This is a genomic window from Enterobacter sp. UPMP2061 (assembly GCF_053709615.1).
The window spans coordinates 17394-33945 of the sequence record NZ_JBSKJP010000019.1 but is presented as its reverse complement, the minus strand read 5'-3'; the positions used below and the strand labels follow the sequence as shown (position 1 = coordinate 33945).

The 16552-nt window shown below is 51.8% G+C and carries 21 protein-coding genes and 1 other RNA gene; 10 read left to right on the top strand and 12 right to left on the bottom strand.

Features of this window, described 5'->3' with window-relative positions; all coding sequences use genetic code 11:
• Positions 1-3: 3 nt before the first annotated feature.
• The 4 genes from ACWKXX_RS21795 to ACWKXX_RS21780 are packed head-to-tail and all read right to left on the bottom strand — an operon-like array spanning position 4 to position 1359.
• Positions 4-324, bottom strand: coding sequence for a DUF5375 domain-containing protein (locus ACWKXX_RS21795; protein ID WP_063437869.1), 321 nt, complete (start codon positions 322-324; stop codon positions 4-6).
• Entirely contained in the window at positions 321-548 is a 228-nt protein-coding gene (locus ACWKXX_RS21790; RefSeq protein ID WP_021553806.1) for a hypothetical protein, read from the bottom strand. The genes ACWKXX_RS21795 and ACWKXX_RS21790 overlap by 4 nt, the downstream gene beginning before the upstream one ends.
• A complete protein-coding gene (locus ACWKXX_RS21785) occupies positions 545-1096 on the bottom strand; it encodes a host cell division inhibitor Icd-like protein (RefSeq protein ID WP_261666058.1) in 552 nt (183 codons plus the stop codon). The genes ACWKXX_RS21790 and ACWKXX_RS21785 overlap by 4 nt, the downstream gene beginning before the upstream one ends.
• Positions 1093-1359 carry a helix-turn-helix transcriptional regulator gene (locus ACWKXX_RS21780; protein WP_045344418.1) on the bottom strand — a complete coding sequence of 89 codons (267 nt, stop codon included), beginning with the start codon at positions 1357-1359 and terminating at the stop codon, positions 1093-1095. Before ACWKXX_RS21780 ends, ACWKXX_RS21785 begins: the two co-directional genes overlap by 4 nt.
• A gap of 537 nt (positions 1360-1896) precedes the next feature.
• On the opposite strand from ACWKXX_RS21780, the gene ACWKXX_RS21775 reads away from it, so the two are divergent.
• The 5 genes from ACWKXX_RS21775 to ACWKXX_RS21755 all read left to right on the top strand — a co-directional run bounded on the left by ACWKXX_RS21775 (position 1897) and on the right by ACWKXX_RS21755 (position 5359).
• Positions 1897-2640: a capsid protein gene (locus ACWKXX_RS21775; RefSeq protein WP_261666059.1), complete on the top strand. Its 744-nt coding sequence runs from the start codon at positions 1897-1899 to the stop codon at positions 2638-2640.
• Between the two features lie 2 nt (positions 2641-2642).
• Positions 2643-2861 (top strand): ogr/Delta-like zinc finger family protein, encoded by a 219-nt coding sequence (locus ACWKXX_RS21770; RefSeq protein WP_023323621.1) that lies wholly within the window; start codon positions 2643-2645, stop codon positions 2859-2861.
• 28 nt (positions 2862-2889) lie between these two features.
• On the top strand, positions 2890-3453 hold the full coding sequence (locus tag ACWKXX_RS21765; RefSeq protein ID WP_261666060.1) for a phage polarity suppression protein: 564 nt from the start codon (positions 2890-2892) through the stop codon (positions 3451-3453).
• A 407-nt stretch (positions 3454-3860) separates the two neighbouring features.
• Positions 3861-4754, top strand: a complete 894-nt coding sequence (locus ACWKXX_RS21760; RefSeq protein ID WP_261666061.1) for a DUF4747 family protein — start codon at positions 3861-3863, stop codon at positions 4752-4754.
• Positions 4754-5359 carry a hypothetical protein gene (locus ACWKXX_RS21755; RefSeq protein ID WP_001288034.1) on the top strand — a complete coding sequence of 202 codons (606 nt, stop codon included), beginning with the start codon at positions 4754-4756 and terminating at the stop codon, positions 5357-5359. Before ACWKXX_RS21760 ends, ACWKXX_RS21755 begins: the two co-directional genes overlap by 1 nt.
• Before the next feature lie 30 nt (positions 5360-5389).
• Here the strand turns inward: ACWKXX_RS21755 and ACWKXX_RS21750 are convergent, their stop codons facing one another.
• The 3 genes from ACWKXX_RS21750 to smpB form a co-directional block, all read right to left on the bottom strand.
• Positions 5390-6583: an integrase domain-containing protein gene (locus ACWKXX_RS21750; RefSeq protein ID WP_261666062.1), complete on the bottom strand. Its 1194-nt coding sequence runs from the start codon at positions 6581-6583 to the stop codon at positions 5390-5392.
• Positions 6584-6767: 184 nt separating this feature from the next.
• Positions 6768-7131, bottom strand: a transfer-messenger RNA (tmRNA) gene (gene ssrA, locus ACWKXX_RS21745).
• 89 nt (positions 7132-7220) lie between these two features.
• Positions 7221-7703 carry an SsrA-binding protein SmpB gene (smpB, locus tag ACWKXX_RS21740; RefSeq protein WP_003863115.1) on the bottom strand — a complete coding sequence of 161 codons (483 nt, stop codon included), beginning with the start codon at positions 7701-7703 and terminating at the stop codon, positions 7221-7223.
• 156 nt (positions 7704-7859) lie between these two features.
• On the opposite strand from smpB, the gene ACWKXX_RS21735 reads away from it, so the two are divergent.
• Both ACWKXX_RS21735 and ACWKXX_RS21730 read left to right on the top strand, forming a co-directional pair.
• Positions 7860-8297, top strand: a complete 438-nt coding sequence (locus ACWKXX_RS21735) for a type II toxin-antitoxin system RatA family toxin (RefSeq protein WP_003863117.1) — start codon at positions 7860-7862, stop codon at positions 8295-8297.
• On the top strand, positions 8287-8574 hold the full coding sequence (locus tag ACWKXX_RS21730) for an RnfH family protein (RefSeq protein ID WP_017383006.1): 288 nt from the start codon (positions 8287-8289) through the stop codon (positions 8572-8574). Before ACWKXX_RS21735 ends, ACWKXX_RS21730 begins: the two co-directional genes overlap by 11 nt.
• Before the next feature lie 108 nt (positions 8575-8682).
• Here the strand turns inward: ACWKXX_RS21730 and bamE are convergent, their stop codons facing one another.
• The 3 genes from bamE to nadK form a co-directional block, all read right to left on the bottom strand.
• Positions 8683-9021, bottom strand: a complete 339-nt coding sequence (bamE, locus tag ACWKXX_RS21725) for an outer membrane protein assembly factor BamE (RefSeq protein WP_003863121.1) — start codon at positions 9019-9021, stop codon at positions 8683-8685.
• A gap of 138 nt (positions 9022-9159) precedes the next feature.
• Positions 9160-10821, bottom strand: coding sequence for a DNA repair protein RecN (recN, locus tag ACWKXX_RS21720; protein ID WP_261666063.1), 1662 nt, complete (start codon positions 10819-10821; stop codon positions 9160-9162).
• A gap of 85 nt (positions 10822-10906) precedes the next feature.
• Positions 10907-11785, bottom strand: coding sequence for an NAD(+) kinase (gene nadK, locus ACWKXX_RS21715; RefSeq protein WP_017383004.1), 879 nt, complete (start codon positions 11783-11785; stop codon positions 10907-10909).
• A 122-nt stretch (positions 11786-11907) separates the two neighbouring features.
• On the opposite strand from nadK, the gene grpE reads away from it, so the two are divergent.
• Positions 11908-12501 carry a nucleotide exchange factor GrpE gene (gene grpE / locus ACWKXX_RS21710; protein ID WP_003863126.1) on the top strand — a complete coding sequence of 198 codons (594 nt, stop codon included), beginning with the start codon at positions 11908-11910 and terminating at the stop codon, positions 12499-12501.
• A gap of 51 nt (positions 12502-12552) precedes the next feature.
• On the opposite strand, the gene ACWKXX_RS21705 is transcribed toward grpE, so the two are convergent.
• Together ACWKXX_RS21705 and ACWKXX_RS21700 are read right to left on the bottom strand one after the other, a co-directional pair.
• A complete protein-coding gene (locus ACWKXX_RS21705) occupies positions 12553-13839 on the bottom strand; it encodes an HlyC/CorC family transporter (protein WP_026094274.1) in 1287 nt (428 codons plus the stop codon).
• 19 nt (positions 13840-13858) lie between these two features.
• Positions 13859-14650: a cytochrome C assembly family protein gene (locus ACWKXX_RS21700; protein WP_261666064.1), complete on the bottom strand. Its 792-nt coding sequence runs from the start codon at positions 14648-14650 to the stop codon at positions 13859-13861.
• Between the two features lie 166 nt (positions 14651-14816).
• On the opposite strand from ACWKXX_RS21700, the gene ffh reads away from it, so the two are divergent.
• Positions 14817-16178 (top strand): signal recognition particle protein, encoded by a 1362-nt coding sequence (ffh, locus tag ACWKXX_RS21695; RefSeq protein WP_003863132.1) that lies wholly within the window; start codon positions 14817-14819, stop codon positions 16176-16178.
• Positions 16179-16294: 116 nt separating this feature from the next.
• Entirely contained in the window at positions 16295-16543 is a 249-nt protein-coding gene (gene rpsP / locus ACWKXX_RS21690) for a 30S ribosomal protein S16 (RefSeq protein WP_003863133.1), read from the top strand.
• The last annotated feature ends 9 nt before the right edge of the window (positions 16544-16552 follow it).

Genomic DNA, 16552 nt, shown 5'->3' with positions numbered 1-16552 from the left:
CCCTCAGTGCATAACAGGCGATGTGATATGACGGGCGCAGAGTTCATCCATCACGGCCAGCCCGAGAAAGGACAGCGACGGCGCGGCCTTGAGCGGTCCGGCTTCCATTAAATCTTCCAGCAGTGCACAGGCAATCTGGCGGCCTTTTTCCTCGCCGTGCTGGCGCAGGTAGAAGCCCTCCAGCTCGTCGGCAATGGCGCTTTCCAGTGCGTCGAGGGTGAGGTGCGGATAGCGGTGCTGACGTTCGCAGACTGTCAGCCACGCACAGGCGACAGCGCGACGATACAGCGCGGCGCGTAATACGGGCGGTAATGGCTTTTTCATACGTTGCCCTCCCCGGTCAGCCAGCGCTGATTGCAGCGCTCTACCACGCCGTCGAGCTGGGCGGTCATGAGGTAAATCACGGAAGTGAGCTGTGACTGCTGCGCCGGGTCACGACGAACGGTCGCGCAGTCCTGCACCTGCATCAGCTCGTTGACGAGCTGGCCGACGTTGCGCATGTGCTCAAGGCATTCGAGGTCACGGGCGCTGATGGTGGTGTGTCTCATGCACGCACCTCCGCAACCGGCAGGCGGCCGGCAAACGAGAGGACGTAGTCGCGAACGAGGGACAGGCGTGCGGCGTGTTCATCACCGGCAATGGTGCGGAGCATACAGATACGGGGTTTACGGTCTGCGCGACGAACGGCGGCAAACACAAAGACGAACTGCGGGTGTGACGGGGTGAGGGTCGTAGCCATAAGGGCAACCTCCATTGAGTAGCGGTTATCGCCACCACCGGAGCTGCAAATCTCATGGGTGGTGGCCCGGACAGGGTTTGCAGTACCGGCCTCAATGGATACCGGCCAGCCCGAAGGCTGCCCCGCCCGAACCACCATTATCTGACAGGAGCCACGGTGTAAACACCACAGCCCGAAGAATGGGTGTGTCTGAGCTACGACGTAAAAAAAGACGCAAGGCGCGTCTGGTGTCGCCATTGAGTTACACGGGCTGCAAATCCCGGCTGCCGATTTTGCGACAGCAGGAAAACTATACCTGGAAACGGCGACAGGAAGCAAGCCAGAAAAGGGGGCTGTTTGCTGAACGGTCATCATCATGCGTCATAGCCCCGGTTGCGTTCGGCAATGCGATCTGCCATCCATGCGGTGATTTCAGACTGCGCCCACGCCACGTTTTTACCGCCCAGGCTGATTTGTTTCGGGAAAGCCTCCCGGCTGATGAGGTCGTAAATGGTTGACCGGGACAGGCCGCACAGATGCATCACTTCGGGCAGGCGGATAAAGCGCTCCTGAACGGCATCAGAAACCGGCATCAGTGGTGCGGCAGGGGCAGAAGACGGGGAAGAAAAAGCGGTTTGCATCGGGCTACCTCATAATGTCCATACAGTGCCGGTTATGTCCGTCCGGCTTCGGGTAGCTCCTTATTATGTCTATATTTTTCCTCAGGTCATGTGAGATTTTCGGTGAAACAAACATTGACTTTTCGCTCTGGCAAACAAAGACAAACGCTGGCAAAGATATGCAAATCACTGCATTACAATGCAGCAATTTCTATTGCTTTTAGTTATACATTTTTCATTTTTAATCGGAATAAAGTCTAAGTGGTATAGACAGAGCAAAACAGGAGGGTGAACAGTGGTGAACAGACGGTGAACAGTCAGTCCCTCAACTGTTCACCCTTTATCTCACTGTATTACTTATATTTTTATTTAAGGTGAACAGTAGTGAACAGTTATAAGTAAAAAAACAAACGATGAGCAAGGTTTTGCTGAGGTCTTTCTCTGGCCAGCCGGGTTTTGAGTGCTGTTTGTGCCAGAACTGCCACAACTGCAATGAATCGAGATGTTGTGTGATGAAGGGCAGAATCATTTCAGGTTGAATAAACGGAGAGCCTGAACATGAAACCCGAAACAGTCATTACCGCCCTGCAAAATGTTGCCGCCAGGCAGTCCGCAGAGAACAACCCGCATATCACCGGCAAGCTGAGCGCATTTACTGTGGCCAGAGACACCCACGCGGCCAGCATGCAGGCGCTGAAAGAGATTGATACGTCCATTGAACGCTGCAAGCAGGAGCGGCAGACCGCCCTCGATGAGAGCACTGAGGCGGAGCAGGACTGGCGCAGCCGCTTTCGCACCCTGCGCGGCAGTCTCACCCCTGAAATGAAAGCTGAGCACAGCAGGCGTATCGCCAGTCGAGAGCTGGCCGATGAGTTCACCGGTCTGATTGCGGAGCTGGAGACCGACCGGACACGCGCCATGTTGAATGCCTGCTCCACCGGAAATAAATACCTTTCAGCGCATGAAGATGCCTTTACCGCTTATGCCAGTGCGGAATGGGCTCAGGCTGTCAATGCGGTTCCCGTCGCCCTCATTCGTGCTTTCATGCTGCGCATTCGTGCCCTCGAAATGAAGGGAGAAAGCGCTCCTCAGTCCGTGGCCATCAGTGAACTGCGCGATGCGCTGAGCCGTCAGGGCAGCCTGTATCACTTCGATATGACGCAGGAGCCGGTGTTGTCCGTGACGGGCATGCACCGGCCGCAGATTACTGACGTTGATACGGAGCTGTTACGCAGCCCTGCGAAGAGAATGATGCTTGCCAGAAAGCTGGCTGAAAATGGCGAGACAGAAGCGGAGGGGTAAGCATGTTTCACTGCCCGTTCTGCAAAACCAGCGCGCATTCCCGCACCAGTCGCTATCTGTCCGATAACGTCAAACAGCGCTATCACCAGTGCATGAACATCGAGTGCTCGGCCACGTTCCGCACGCTTGAATCCATCGACGGGGTTATTCGTTCACCGGTGACAGAGCCGGTTATCCCGCTACCCGCACCGGCGGCCACCGTTAACCGTGCCGGTGCGTAAGCACGGCCAGTCATCAGGAGAAACATACGTGACCACACTGACGCTACAGAAAGCCTTTGAGGCCTGTCAGGCAAATAAATCCGCCTGGCTGCAACGCAGGGATGAACTGACGCAGGCCGAACAGGCATACCGCGAACAGCTTGCCGGCAGCGGCCACAGCGGCCAGAGCCTGCAAACCCTGCGCGAGATTATCGACGTGAAAAAATGGGAAATTAATCAGGCTGCCGGTCGCTATATCCGTTCGCATGAGGAGGTGCAGCGCATCAGCATCCGCGACCGATTAAATGATTTTATGCAGGCGCACGGCGCGGAGCTGGCCGCCGCCCTTGCCCCTGAGCTGATGAATTATTCCGGGCAACATTCCGCCGTTCAGCGCTGCGCCATGCAGCACTCACTCGATTATCTGCGTGAGGCGCTACAGCTCTGGCTGGTCGCCGGTGAAAAAATTAATTATTCGGCGCAGGATAATGACATTTTAACGGCCATCGGATTCAGACCTGACGCGGCTTCGCGTGATGATAATCGTGAAAAATTTACACCTGCACAGAACCTGAATTACAACCGCCGCCGTGCAGAACTGGCTGTGCAATAGTTCGCTTAAAAATCCCCGAAAATCCCGCTATTTTTACGTATAAAAGCCATGCATGCATAAGGTGCATGGTTTTGCATGCGTTTTAACGTCACTGAATTCCCCGCCAGCGCCAGCACTGGCGCGCCCTGAGGCTGGTCATGCACCTGCATTAAAAGCGCCCCCTTAAGCGGGCAGGCGGGGCGGGGAGAGCATTGCGCGCTGTTCTTGGATGTTGTTTTTTTAATTTTTACGAATCTGGTAGTAGAACCAATGAGCATTATCCGTGGAGGAAATAATATTCCCATTTTGAATAATGAATTGTATTTTTATTTCCTTTGGCTATTAGAAGGTGTGCGTTAAGACATAGTTTTCCCTAAATCTTTCATGTATATATGATTCTTTCACGAAATAAGGGAACAAAGATAAAAATGGCAAGGGCAAAAAAATTAACTTACGGGGCTGTGAATATAACCATGCACCCCCACTCGCCAGAAAAGTATGTCGAGTTATTCAGGATGGCAAGAAAAAATGCGAGCAATGTTAATTTAAGAGGAGACTCATTCGCAACTTTATCATATTTTTACCCTTATAAGAAAGGTCAGGTAATTAGTGAACCTTTTGAGGGGGAAATTCTAAAGTATACAGATATTGACGTTAATGGCGACTGGTTCGATATCGTAAAGAAAGATATAGCTTCAGATGAGGAAAAGGAAAGAATAAATATACCTGATAATTTAAAACCAAATGTAGCTAGATTCTCTTTTGTTTTTCTACCCGCAAGTCATCTTTTAGTTTACGAAATGCAGGACAAGAGCCGGCATCTTACATCAAGACAAATAGAAAGCTTTCTGAATGGGATATTTTCTCACGAGAGAATTATAGAGAAATTTGGAAAAGTTAATGTTACAATATTGACTGAGCCAGATAGTGTAGAACGTATGCTTTCTTTAAAAGGTATTACGTGTATAAATATGGTCACTCGACGTCCTAATCCGGATGATCTCGCTTCTGCAGAAAGTGTTATGCAAAAGCGCTTCAAGCGTATTGGGGTTATTGAAGAGGATAAAACATATAAGTCTGAGCGAGGTCAGGAAATTAAACCTGATGGTGAGTTAAAACAGGATGCTCTTATTGCTTCGAGAAATGGTGAAGTTAGTATACGCAGGATTAATGAGGCGGGATTAGTAGAGATTCATGCCTCAAGTGACGTACCACTTCAAAGGGTTGAACCATATGATTCTGACGTAACATCGGTTTCTGAGCTATTGTTATTAAGGGCAAAATCATTAGCAGATGAATTTAAGAGGCTTCTGAGAAAGTAATGAGTGAAGAAAAAGAATCAACCAGTGCATTGGCTAGATACTGGAAAATCTATGGTGGCGCTGGGGCTGTGTTTAAAAGTCGCTATTTTTGGTGTGCTTTTTTAATGACAGTGATTCTTTATCCATCTTGGTCTCATCAGGGGTGGTGGAATGATATCCTATCATTGATGCCGAACCTTCTGGGCTTTTCATTAGGTGGTTTTGCTATGTGGATAGCTATTGGTGATGAGGCCTTTAAAAAAATAATAACTGGTGATGAAAAAAGTGAAAGTGGGGAAGTAGAATATTCTCCTTATATGTCAGTCAATGCAACTTTTGTCCATTTTATATTGTTGCAATTACTAACTATTATTACGGCCTTGGTTACCAAGGCCTATAGTAGTATTCTCATAAATAATGCTTTTATGTATTATTATTTAGGTGTTTTCTATAAGTATGCGTTATTAACATTTAGTTTTTTTGCTTACTTTATATTTATTTACTCAGTATTCTCTGCATTAGCAGCTGTTCTTGCTATATTCCGTGTTTCTAGTTGGTATAATACCTTTATGACTTTTCAAAATAAACAGGATGCTGATAATTCGAAAGATAATGCAGGAAAATAAAAGCTCATAAGAATGAGCTTTTATTTTTTTTCAGTTTTTATTATAAACTTTTTCACCCCACCATTCCATCATGCCTATTCTTTGCTTTAAATAGATAGAGCGGTTATATGCTTTTCTTACCTCATTTTTATCTGTATGAGCTAATGCCGCTTCTATCACATCTGAATTAAAGCCCGCTTCATTCAATGTAGTACTTGCAATAGATCGTAAACCGTGTGCAACTAATTTTCCTCCATATCCTATACGCTTCAAAGCTGCATTAGCTGTTTGGCTATTCATGGATTGTTTTGGATCATTCCTACTGGGAAAAACATGTTCACGGTGAGCGCTGATTGGTTTCATCACTTCAAGAATCTCTAATGCCTGAGTTGAGAGAGGTACTATGTGCTCACGTTTCGCCTTCATCCGTTCGGATGGAATAGTCCAAAGCTTTGCATCGAGATCGATTTCTGCCCAACGAGCACCGGAGGCCTCAGAAGGGCGCACAAGCGTCAGGAGTTGCCATTCAATTAAACAGCGAGTCGAAACAGAGAGATTTGACATCACCAAAGAACGCATGAGTTTTGGTAACTCTTCTGGCCGAAGCGTCGGCATGTTTTGTTTTTTGGGCTTCTCAAAGGCCATCCCAACACCTGATGCTGGATTAGCATCAATCAGGCCAGTGTTTACGGCATAAATCATTATCTCGTTAATGCGCTGCACCAGTCGACGTACAGTCTCAAGCGCCCCACGAGCTTTGATTGGCTCAAGAGCTTCAACCAGTGTCCGTGCTTTGATTTGCTGAACGGGGATCTCACCGATGGCAGGGAATACATCTTTCTCCAGTGAGCGCCAAATGTCTTTTGCGTAATCAGGGGTAACGCTTTTGCTTTTGAGCTGGAACCAGTTAGCGGCGACCGTTGAAAAAATACTGTCCAGTGCTATTTGCTGCTGTTCCTCTGCAACTTCAGTTTGAATTTGCGGGTCGAGTCCGTTGGCTAATAAGGCAAGGTAATCCGCTCTTAATCCTCGGGCATCAGCAAGCGATAGGGCGGGGAAGGCACCGAGCCCCATCATTGTCCGCTGCTTTGTTACCGGACGTTGATAGCGAAAGCGCCAGAGCTTTTTGCCACTAGTTTTCACTATCAGGAAAAGCCCGTCGCCATCGTGCAGCGTTAGATCCTTCTCTAACGCCTTAGCGCGCAGAACTTCGGTGTTGGTAAGGGGGCGTGTTGTCCGTGCCACTGTGGCCGCTCCTTCATGAATTGGTATACGTTTTTAGGTATACATCCTACCGTATACCTAAACGTATACCAATAATCACCGGATTTAGCCGGATGTTCTCGGACAACGTCAGACACAAAAAAGCCCGAAGGGCTTGTGCCATGCGGGCTTTCTGTACTTCACCGGACGTATCCGGATCATCATTTGGTGGAGCTGGCGGGAGTTGAACCCGCGTCCGAAATTTCTACATCCTCGGTACTACATGCTTAGTTTGTCTTTACATTCGCACGCCAGCTGCGGACAAACACGCCACTAACGAACTAGCCTGATTAGTTTTAACGCTTCAACCCCAGGCAGGGTTTCCACGCGATCTCTTTTGGGTTTGACCTCTCTTTGATCCCCGTCTTAAGAGCGGAAGCTAGGGAGAGAGGGCTCTTAGCAGGTTATTAAGCTGCTAAAGCGTAGTTTTCGTCGTTTGCGACTATTTTTTTGCGGCTTTTAACGAGGCAAACCGCCCCTCGGCATGCACCTTGGGTTTCGCAAATCCCGTCGAATCCAGAATCAGCCCCAATAGTGTTGAACTCAGTATACCAGATTTTACTTCCTCGACACCAGCCCGAAACGCTAACTTATTGAATAGTACAATAAGTGCGCAGAATCAACGTCCTGCGTTTTTCATGATACGTGCTTTGTCGAGCTGCCACTCGCGTGCTTTCAGGTCAGTACGTTTGTCGTGCTGTTTCTTACCTTTCGCCACGCCGATTTTCACTTTGCACCAGGCATTTTTCCAGTACAAAGAGAGCGCCACCACGGTGAAGCCTTCGCGGTTGATGCGTCCGTAGAGGGATTCCAGTTCGCGCTTGTTCAGCAGCAGCTTACGGGTGCGGGTAGGATCGCAGACGTAATGTGAAGAGGCGACGGTCAGCGGCGTAAAGTTCGCGCCGAACAGGAAGGCCTCACCGTCTTTCAGGATCACGTAGCTGTCGCCGATATTGGCTTTCCCGGCACGCAGCGATTTTACTTCCCAGCCCTGCAACGCAAGGCCGGCCTCGAATTCTTCTTCGATGAAATACTCGTGGCGAGCACGCTTGTTAAGCGCAATGGTCGCCGAACCAGGTTTATGTGCTTTTTTCTTCGTCATAAGTGTCGTAAAGCCGTCGGTAATCTGATTTTAAAAAGTCACCTCATTGCGTCCTGTGAGGTCTAACGCGCTATCTTAGCACGAGATAAGGCTTAGCGTTTTTTTAACAGGTGATAAATGTTATTATTTGTCTGTTGTGTGACCATGGAAAATGCTATGCCTCAGATTAGCCGTACCGCGCTTGTTCCCTACAGCGCGGAACAAATGTATCAGTTAGTGAACGACGTTCAGTCCTATCCGGAATTTATTCCGGGATGCACCGGTAGCCGGGTGCTGGAATCCGGCCCGACGCAGATGACTGCGGCCGTGGATGTCTCCAAAGCGGGGATCAGCAAAACGTTCACCACGCGCAATACCCTGACGAGCAATCAGAGTATTTTGATGCATCTGGTGGATGGTCCGTTTAAAAAACTGATGGGGGGGTGGAAGTTTACGCCGCTGAGCGCTGACGCCTGCCGCATTGAGTTTCATCTGGATTTTGAATTTACCAATAAGCTGATCGAACTGGCGTTTGGCCGTATCTTTAAAGAGCTGGCCTCGAATATGGTTCAGGCGTTCACCACGCGCGCCAAAGAGGTTTACAGTGTCGCATAAGATTGCTGTTGAGGTGGTGTATGCGCTGCCGGAGAAGCAGTATTTGCAGCGCGTGATGCTTGAAGAGGGCGCCACCGTTGAGGCGGCTATCCGGGCCTCCGGCATCCTTGAACTTCGCCGTGATATTGACCTGGCGAAGAATAAAGTCGGCATTTATAGCCGTCCGGTTAAGCTTGCTGATGCGCTGAAGGATGGCGATCGGGTTGAGATTTATCGCCCGCTGATTGCTGATCCGAAAGAGCTGCGCCGTCAGCGAGCGGAGAAATCGGGTAAGTAGCGCTTTCTCCCCTGGTGGCGCTTCGCTTACCGGGGCTACGATTCTGCGTAAGAATTCAGATACAAAAAAGGTGCTCATTGAGCACCTTTTTGCGTTGCTGACGCCTGATTATTTGGTCAGGGCAGGCTTGTTGTCGATGTTGGTCAGCACGCCAGCACTGCTGAAGGTCAGCGTCAGGGTTTGCTGGGTCACATCTTCATGACCAGGCTGCTGGCGGAATACATAGAACCAGGTGTTTGTGCCGAACGGATCGGACATCATCGGGGTTCCCAGGGCATAAGCGACCTGCTGTTGTGTCATACCCACGCGGATTTTGGACACATCGTTAGGGGTAAGGTAGTTCCCCTGGTTGATGTCAGGACGGTAAACCACTTTCTCCAGAGTGGAACAGCCTGCGGTCAACATCAGAAGAACCGCTGCGGCAGCGGTCAGCGTTTTACAGCGCATAGTGATTTGATTCCTTTTCGGGCCCGAGCAGTACGCGGCTCATATGTAATATGCCGATGATAATAGACCTTGCCCCACTTTGAAACCGGTCTGGCGGCGTTTTTGTTGTTCTGTATGACCCTGAGATCCCGAAAAAGTTTATGCCGCCAGCAGTTCTTTCGCATTCGCAAGCGTATTGCGGGTGACTTCACTGCCGCCGAGCAGGCGTGCCAGCTCCTGCAAGCGTGAGCGTTTATCCAGCGGCTTCATGTGCGTTTCCGTCATTTCGCCATCGGTTTTCTTGCTGACGATAAAGTGGTGATGACCACAACCGGCGACCTGCGGCAGGTGAGTCACACACATGACCTGCGTCGATTCACCTAACTGACGCAGCAGTTTGCCGACAACGGCCGCGGTCGGGCCGCTGATACCCACATCCACTTCATCGAAAATCAACGCCGGGGTTTCCATTTTACGGGCGGTAATCACCTGAATGGCCAGGGCGATACGCGACAGTTCACCGCCGGAAGCCACTTTCGAAATCGCCTGCAAAGGCTGGCCCGGGTTGGTGGTGACGCGGAATTCTACGCGGTCTGCGCCTTCCGCCGTCAGGTGATTCTCTTCAAAGCGAACATCTATGGTGAACACCCCATGCGGCATCGCCAGCGTATGCATGCTGTCGGTAATGTGCTGGCTAAGCTCCAGCGCATAGTGTTGCCGCACGTCATGCAGCCGTTTCGCCGTTTCCAGCGCCTGCTGATGATGCAGATTGACCGCCAGAGACAAGGTTTCAAGGGAATCGGCCTGATCGTCCAGCTGCTGCTGTTCCTCCAGCAGAGACTGATAGTAATTCGGCAGCTCTTCCGGGATTACGTGATGCTTACGCGCCAGTGAAATCTGACGGGAGATGCGTTGCTCAAGCTCGAACAGACGGTTCGGGTCGAGATCCAGACGTTCACAGTAGTGGCGCAGTTCATCCCCGGCTTCTGAAATCTGAATCGCGGCCTCTTCCAGCATTTCCAGTACGCCAGAAAGCTTATTGTCCATGCCGGTCAGTTCGGTCACAAGCTGACGCACGTTATACAGTTGGCTCTGCAAATTCACGTCTTCGCCATCCGCCAGCATATTAAGGGCAGTCTGGCTGGTGGAAAGCAGCTGACCGCTGTTGGCCAGACGCTTGTACTCTTCGTCGATTTGCTCAAATTCACCCGCCTGCGGGTTAAATTCGTTCAGCTCTTTCAGCTGATATTCCAGCAGCTCGGCGCGCGCGGTACGCTCCTGGCTTTGCTGCTGATGCTGCGCAAGTTCGCGGCAGCTTTGATGCCACTGACGATAGTGCTCCGCCATGAGTTGAGTAAGCGCGTACTCACCTGCGTAGCCATCAAGCAGGGCTTTCTGTTGTTCGGGTTTGATTAACTGCTGGTGCGCATGCTGACCATGGATCTGGATGAGCAGCTGGCCCAGCTCGCGAAGCTGGGAAAGGGGAACCGCTGTACCATTGATAAAACCGCGGGAGCGGCCATCGCTGCTGATGACGCGGCGAAGTAAACACTCACGTCCGTCTTCGAGCTGGTTCGCTTCCAGCCAGCGCAGGGCGGCAGGTGTGTCTTTCAACGAGAAGCGGGCGCAGAGATCGGCACGGGCGGCGCCTGTGCGCACCATATCCCCCTCAGCACGACCGCCGAGGCACAAGCCGAGGGCATCAATGGCAATGGATTTACCTGCACCGGTTTCTCCGGTAATCGCCGTCATTCCGCTATGGAAGTCGATCTCAAGCTCACGAACAATGGCAAAGTTGCTGATGGTCAGTTGTGCCAGCATAATTGTTTTCCTGTATGAAAAACCATAACTGTGTTTGTATACAGTATAAACTGGTTTTATATACAGTAAAGTGCTGGATGCAAAATCAGAACAATTTTTTTGACCAGCCGAGCTTGGAGCTTAATGTGTTGAAATAGCTGTAATCTTTCGGGTGAATCAGGTTCAGATGGTAATCGCAGCGGCGAATGAGGACATCTTCACCTTCCTGAATGGGGAGCGCAATCTGACTGTCGCAGCTGATCTCCAGGTCGTTACGGCGATGGGAAAAACGCAGGCGGATGGTACTGTCGCCGTTGATCACCAGCGGACGCGCCGAGAGCGTATGCGGGAACATCGGCACCAGAGTAATGGCATCCAGCGATGGCGTCAGGATTGGGCCTCCGGCTGAAAGCGAGTAGGCAGTTGACCCCGTCGGGGTTGAAATAATCAGCCCGTCAGAACGCTGCGAGAAAGCGAATATTTCGTCGATATAGACTTCGAACTCGATCATGTGCGCCACTTTACCGGGATGGAGAACCACCTCGTTAATGGCGGTGCTGATGCGCTTCTGGCAGTCTTGCTGACACACCTGGGCTTCCAGTAAAAACCGTTTTTCACTGATATAGTGGCCTTCCAGCACGTCCGCCAGCTGCTGCTGCGCATTGTCCGGGTCGAGGTCGGTCAGGAAACCGAGATTGCCACGGTTAATACCAATAACCTTAATATCATAGCGAGCCAGCGTTCGCGCCGCGCCCAGCATATTGCCGTCGCCACCGACCACCACGGCGAGATCCGCCTGCTGGCCAATTTCCGCCAGCGTGCCGGTTCTGACGCTTTTAAGCTGCAACTCCTGGGCGATCTGCTGCTCGACCATCACTTCATAGCCTTTACCACACAGCCAGCGATACAACATTTCATGTGTCGTCAATGCGGTAGGGTGACGCGGATGGCCGACGATACCAATACACCTGAAATGATTATTCATTTTCTGGAGGTCCTTGTGCCTGATGAATGATGACAATCTGCCTTGTTCCCTTGAATCCAGGAAACTGATCCCCATAATAAGCGAAGTTAGCGAGATGAATGCAGAAAAACGCGGAGAAATTCATGAGTAGTAAAGAACAGAAAACGCCTGAGGGGCAAGCCCCTGAAGAAATTATCACGGAACAGCACGATGAAGTTGAGGCAGTAGAGCCAGACACGTCTGCTGAGCAGGTGGACCCGCGCGATGAAAAAATTGCCAACCTGGAAGCTCAGTTGGTAGAAGCGCAGAATCGCGAACGCGATGGCGTACTGCGTATCAAAGCGGAAATGGAAAACCTGCGCCGTCGTACCGAGCTGGACGTTGAAAAGGCGCACAAATTTGCGCTGGAGAAATTCGTCAACGAACTGCTTCCGGTGATCGACAGCCTGGATCGCGCGCTGGAAGTGGCGGATAAAGCTAACCCGGATAACGCGGCGATGATTGAAGGCATTGAGCTGACGCTGAAATCCATGCTGGATGTGGTGCGTAAGTTCGGTGTTGAGGTGATTGCCGATACGGATGTACCGCTGGATCCAAACGTTCACCAGGCCATTGCGATGGTGGAATCCGAAGACGTTGCCGCGGGTAACGTGCTGGGCGTGATGCAAAAAGGGTATACCCTGAACGGTCGTACTATTCGCGCTGCGATGGTGACCGTGGCGAAAGCGAAAGCATAACGTGCTGCCTGTAGTGCCGGGTGGCGGCGTTCGCCTTACCCGGCCTACATTTTATTCGGCAATACTTTCGCGTAGAGGCTTAACGGGCAGGACCTTCACCTGCTTAATCATGTTGTCCTGAACGTCCAGAATATCAATATCATACTGTTCAATGCGCACGCGCGTGCCTGCCGCCGGGATCTCTTCCAGCGCTTCCAGGATCATTCCGTTCATCGTCCGCGCTTCGTCTTCCGGCAAATGCCAGTTGAAAGCTTTATTGATTTCACGAATGTTGGCGCTGCCGTCGATAAGCACTGACCCGTCGTTTTGCGGGGTGACTTCTTCCGCAAGGGAAGGCGACATCGACGTGGTAAAGTCCCCGACAATCTCTTCCAGAATATCTTCGACCGTCACCAGCCCCTGTATGTCGCCGTATTCATCCACCACCAGGCCGACTTTCTTCTTGTTTCGCTGGAACTTCACCAGCTGCGTGCTGAGTGGGGTGCCTTCCGGCACGTAGTAAATTTCGTCGGCGGCGCGCAGCATTACCTCTTTGGTGAACTCGTTTTTCTCAGTCATCAGACGATAGGCCTCGCGCACGCGCAGCATGCTGATGGCATCGTCGAGGGAATCGCGATAGAGGACGATACGCCCGTGCGGGGAGTGTGTCAGCTGGCGGACAATGGCCTTCCAGTCGTCGTTGATATCAATCCCGACGATTTCATTGCGCGGCACCATGATGTCGTCAACGCTGACCTTTTCCAGATCCAGCACCGACAGGAGCATGTCCTGATTGCGGCGGGAGATCTGCGAGCGGGATTCATTCACGATGGTACGCAGTTCGTCTTTGCTGAGCGCGCTACTAATGGTGACGTCTGCCTTTATACCCACCATGCGCATCAGCACCCGTGTCACCATATTCAGCAGCCAGACCAGCGGCATCATCAGAATAAGCAGCGGTGCTAACAGGAAGCTGCTCGGGTAGGCGACTTTTTCCGGGTAAAGCGCCGCGATGGTTTTGGGCAGCACTTCCGCAAACACCAGCACCACAAACGTGAGCACACCTGTGGCAATCGCCACGCCTGCGTTGCCGTACAGACGCATCCCGACGATGGTGCCCAGTGCAGAGGCGAGAATATTGACCAGGTTGTTACCGATAAGCACCAGGCTAATCAGCCGGTCCGGCTTACGCAGAAGCTTTTCTACACGACGCGCGGCACGGTTACCCTGCTTGGCGCGATGGCGTAACCGGTAGCGGTTCAGCGTCATCATGCCGGTTTCAGAGCCAGAGAAATAAGCGGAGATGACCACCATGATGACCAGAATGACGATCAGCGTGGTGGTAGAGATGTGTTCCAGGGGGAACTCCTTTTGTTACTTAGCCAGCAAATTGCTGTATGAAGCGGCTACCAAAATAGGCAAGCGTGAGAATGCCCGCACCCGCTACGTTGAACCAGACCACGCGACGACCGCGCCAGCCTTCATGATAATGGCCCCATAACAGGACAATATAGACAAACCACGCGATGATGGAGAGGACCGCTTTATCGATATTCTCCACGCTGAACAGGTTCTTCATATAAAACAAGCCCGTGCACAGCGTCAGCGTCAGCAGAACCACACCGACCTGGGTGATGTGGAACATCTTACGCTCAATCACCATCAGCGGCGGCATTTCGTGGTTAAACGCCAGCTTTTTATTTTTCAGCTGGTAGTCAATCCAGGCGAGTTGCATGGCGTAAAGGGCGGCGATGATCAGCGTCGCGTAGGAGAACAGCGACAGGCCAATATGCACCAGCATCCCCGGCGTGGCTTCCAGGTGAGTAATAAACTCATTGGGCATGAACGTGGCTAACGCCAGGTTGATCAGCGCAAAGGCGTAGACTATCGGCAGCAGCAGCCAGCCACGGTTTTTAGACGCGACAATGGTCATGACCGTACAGATCATCAGGCTGACCAGCGAGCCGACGTTCAGTACGCTCAGATTCTGCACGCTGCCGTCGCCGGAAATGATGCGTGATTCCAGCGCAAACGCGTGGCTAATCAGTGCGATCACTGCCGAAAGAATAGCCATGCGCCGCCAGCCGCTGTTTTTTTGCAGCAGGCCAGGAATGATCAGCGCGAGGCTGACAGAGTAGGCAACAAGGGCGATCAGTGCGAAAACAGGCATATAGGCGTCGACAGTTGTCTTAATAAGAAAGAGAAGCAGTATAACGTTACGTGACGCCTGCTCCAACCGTTGCATAACAACAAAGGCGCCTTCATGTTATACTCCGGCAAAATTCTGTGTATGTGTCGCCCAGGCGACCCAACGTTTCTACCCCAGGCGAGAGACAATGTTTGATAATTTAACCGATCGTTTGTCGCGCACGCTGCGCAACATCAGCGGCCGTGGACGCCTCACCGAAGAGAACATCAAGGAAACGCTGCGCGAAGTGCGCATGGCGCTGCTGGAAGCAGACGTCGCGTTGCCGGTCGTACGTGATTTTATCAACCGCGTGAAAGAGAAAGCGGTTGGCCATGAAGTGAACAAGAGCCTGACTCCGGGTCAGGAGTTCGTCAAAATCGTCCGTAACGAACTGGTTTCGGCGATGGGTGAAGAGAACCAGGTGCTTAACCTGGCGGCTCAGCCGCCGGCCGTCGTACTGATGGCGGGTCTGCAAGGTGCGGGTAAAACCACCAGCGTTGGTAAGCTGGGGAAATTCCTGCGCGAAAAGCACAAGAAAAAGGTGCTGGTGGTGTCGGCGGACGTGTATCGCCCAGCGGCGATCAAACAGCTGGAAACGCTGGCCGAGCAGGTTGGCGTAGACTTCTTCCCGTCCGACGTGGCGCAGAAGCCTGTCGATATCGTTAACGCGGCGCTGAAAGAGGCGAAGCTGAAATTCTACGACGTGCTGCTGGTGGATACCGCCGGTCGTCTGCACGTTGACGAAGCGATGATGGACGAAATCAAGCAGGTGCATGCCTCTATCAATCCGGTAGAGACCCTGTTTGTTGTTGACGCCATGACCGGTCAGGATGCAGCGAACACCGCAAAAGCGTTTAACGAAGCCCTGCCGTTAACCGGCGTGGTGCTGACCAAAGTCGACGGCGATGCCCGCGGCGGTGCGGCGCTCTCTATTCGTCATATCACCGGTAAGCCAATCAAGTTCCTCGGCGTGGGCGAGAAAACCGAAGCGCTGGAGCCGTTCCATCCGGATCGTATTGCCTCCCGTATCCTCGGCATGGGCGACGTGCTGTCGCTGATCGAAGATATCGAGAGCAAGGTTGACCGCGCGCAGGCCGAGAAGTTGGCCAGCAAGCTGAAAAAAGGCGACGGTTTCGATCTCACCGACTTCCTTGAGCAGTTGCGTCAGATGAAAAACATGGGCGGCATGGCAAGCCTGATGGGCAAACTGCCAGGCATGGGCCAGATCCCGGACAACGTCAAATCCCAGATGGATGACAAAGTGCTGGTGCGTATGGAGGCCATCATCAACTCGATGACGCTGAAAGAGCGCGCGAAGCCAGAAATCATCAAAGGTTCCCGTAAACGCCGTATCGCAGCCGGTTGCGGCATGCAGGTGCAGGACGTTAACCGCCTTCTGAAACAGTTCGACGACATGCAGCGCATGATGAAGAAAATGAAGAAAGGCGGCATGGCGAAGATGATGCGCGGCATGAAAGGCATGATGCCTCCCGGTTTTCCTGGGCGTTAATCGCTTTTGAGATTGCTTTTTGCCCGAAAATGAGTAAAATTTTCGGGCTTTTAATATGACACCCGGGCTCCGTTCCTCGATGGGGCCCGGTTGTTTTATTCACACAAGAGGATGTTATGGTAACTATTCGTTTAGCTCGTCACGGCGCTAAAAAGCGTCCGTTCTACCAGGTTGTTGTGACTGACAGCCGTAATGCACGCAACGGTCGCTTCATCGAGCGCGTTGGTTTCTTCAACCCACTGGCCGCTGGCGCAGAAGAAGAAACCCGTCTGGATCTGGATCGTATCGCTCACTGGGTTGGCCAGGGCGCTACTGTTTCCGATCGCGTTGCTACGCTGATCAAAGCAGCAAACAAAGCAGCTTAATCTGTCACG

Coding starts and splice junctions, on each gene's coding strand:
- ACWKXX_RS21795 (WP_063437869.1), bottom strand. CDS start 324: ATGAAAAAGCCATTACCGCCCGTATTACGCGCCGCGCTGTATCGTCGC.
- ACWKXX_RS21790 (WP_021553806.1), bottom strand. CDS start 548: ATGAGACACACCACCATCAGCGCCCGTGACCTCGAATGCCTTGAGCAC.
- ACWKXX_RS21785 (WP_261666058.1), bottom strand. CDS start 1,096: ATGATGATGACCGTTCAGCAAACAGCCCCCTTTTCTGGCTTGCTTCCT.
- ACWKXX_RS21780 (WP_045344418.1), bottom strand. CDS start 1,359: ATGCAAACCGCTTTTTCTTCCCCGTCTTCTGCCCCTGCCGCACCACTG.
- ACWKXX_RS21775 (WP_261666059.1), top strand. CDS start 1,897: ATGAAACCCGAAACAGTCATTACCGCCCTGCAAAATGTTGCCGCCAGG.
- ACWKXX_RS21770 (WP_023323621.1), top strand. CDS start 2,643: ATGTTTCACTGCCCGTTCTGCAAAACCAGCGCGCATTCCCGCACCAGT.
- ACWKXX_RS21760 (WP_261666061.1), top strand. CDS start 3,861: ATGGCAAGGGCAAAAAAATTAACTTACGGGGCTGTGAATATAACCATG.
- ACWKXX_RS21755 (WP_001288034.1), top strand. CDS start 4,754: ATGAGTGAAGAAAAAGAATCAACCAGTGCATTGGCTAGATACTGGAAA.
- smpB (WP_003863115.1), bottom strand. CDS start 7,703: ATGACGAAGAAAAAAGCACATAAACCTGGTTCGGCGACCATTGCGCTT.
- ACWKXX_RS21735 (WP_003863117.1), top strand. CDS start 7,860: ATGCCTCAGATTAGCCGTACCGCGCTTGTTCCCTACAGCGCGGAACAA.
- bamE (WP_003863121.1), bottom strand. CDS start 9,021: ATGCGCTGTAAAACGCTGACCGCTGCCGCAGCGGTTCTTCTGATGTTG.
- recN (WP_261666063.1), bottom strand. CDS start 10,821: ATGCTGGCACAACTGACCATCAGCAACTTTGCCATTGTTCGTGAGCTT.
- nadK (WP_017383004.1), bottom strand. CDS start 11,785: ATGAATAATCATTTCAGGTGTATTGGTATCGTCGGCCATCCGCGTCAC.
- grpE (WP_003863126.1), top strand. CDS start 11,908: ATGAGTAGTAAAGAACAGAAAACGCCTGAGGGGCAAGCCCCTGAAGAA.
- ACWKXX_RS21700 (WP_261666064.1), bottom strand. CDS start 14,650: ATGCCTGTTTTCGCACTGATCGCCCTTGTTGCCTACTCTGTCAGCCTC.
- ffh (WP_003863132.1), top strand. CDS start 14,817: ATGTTTGATAATTTAACCGATCGTTTGTCGCGCACGCTGCGCAACATC.
- rpsP (WP_003863133.1), top strand. CDS start 16,295: ATGGTAACTATTCGTTTAGCTCGTCACGGCGCTAAAAAGCGTCCGTTC.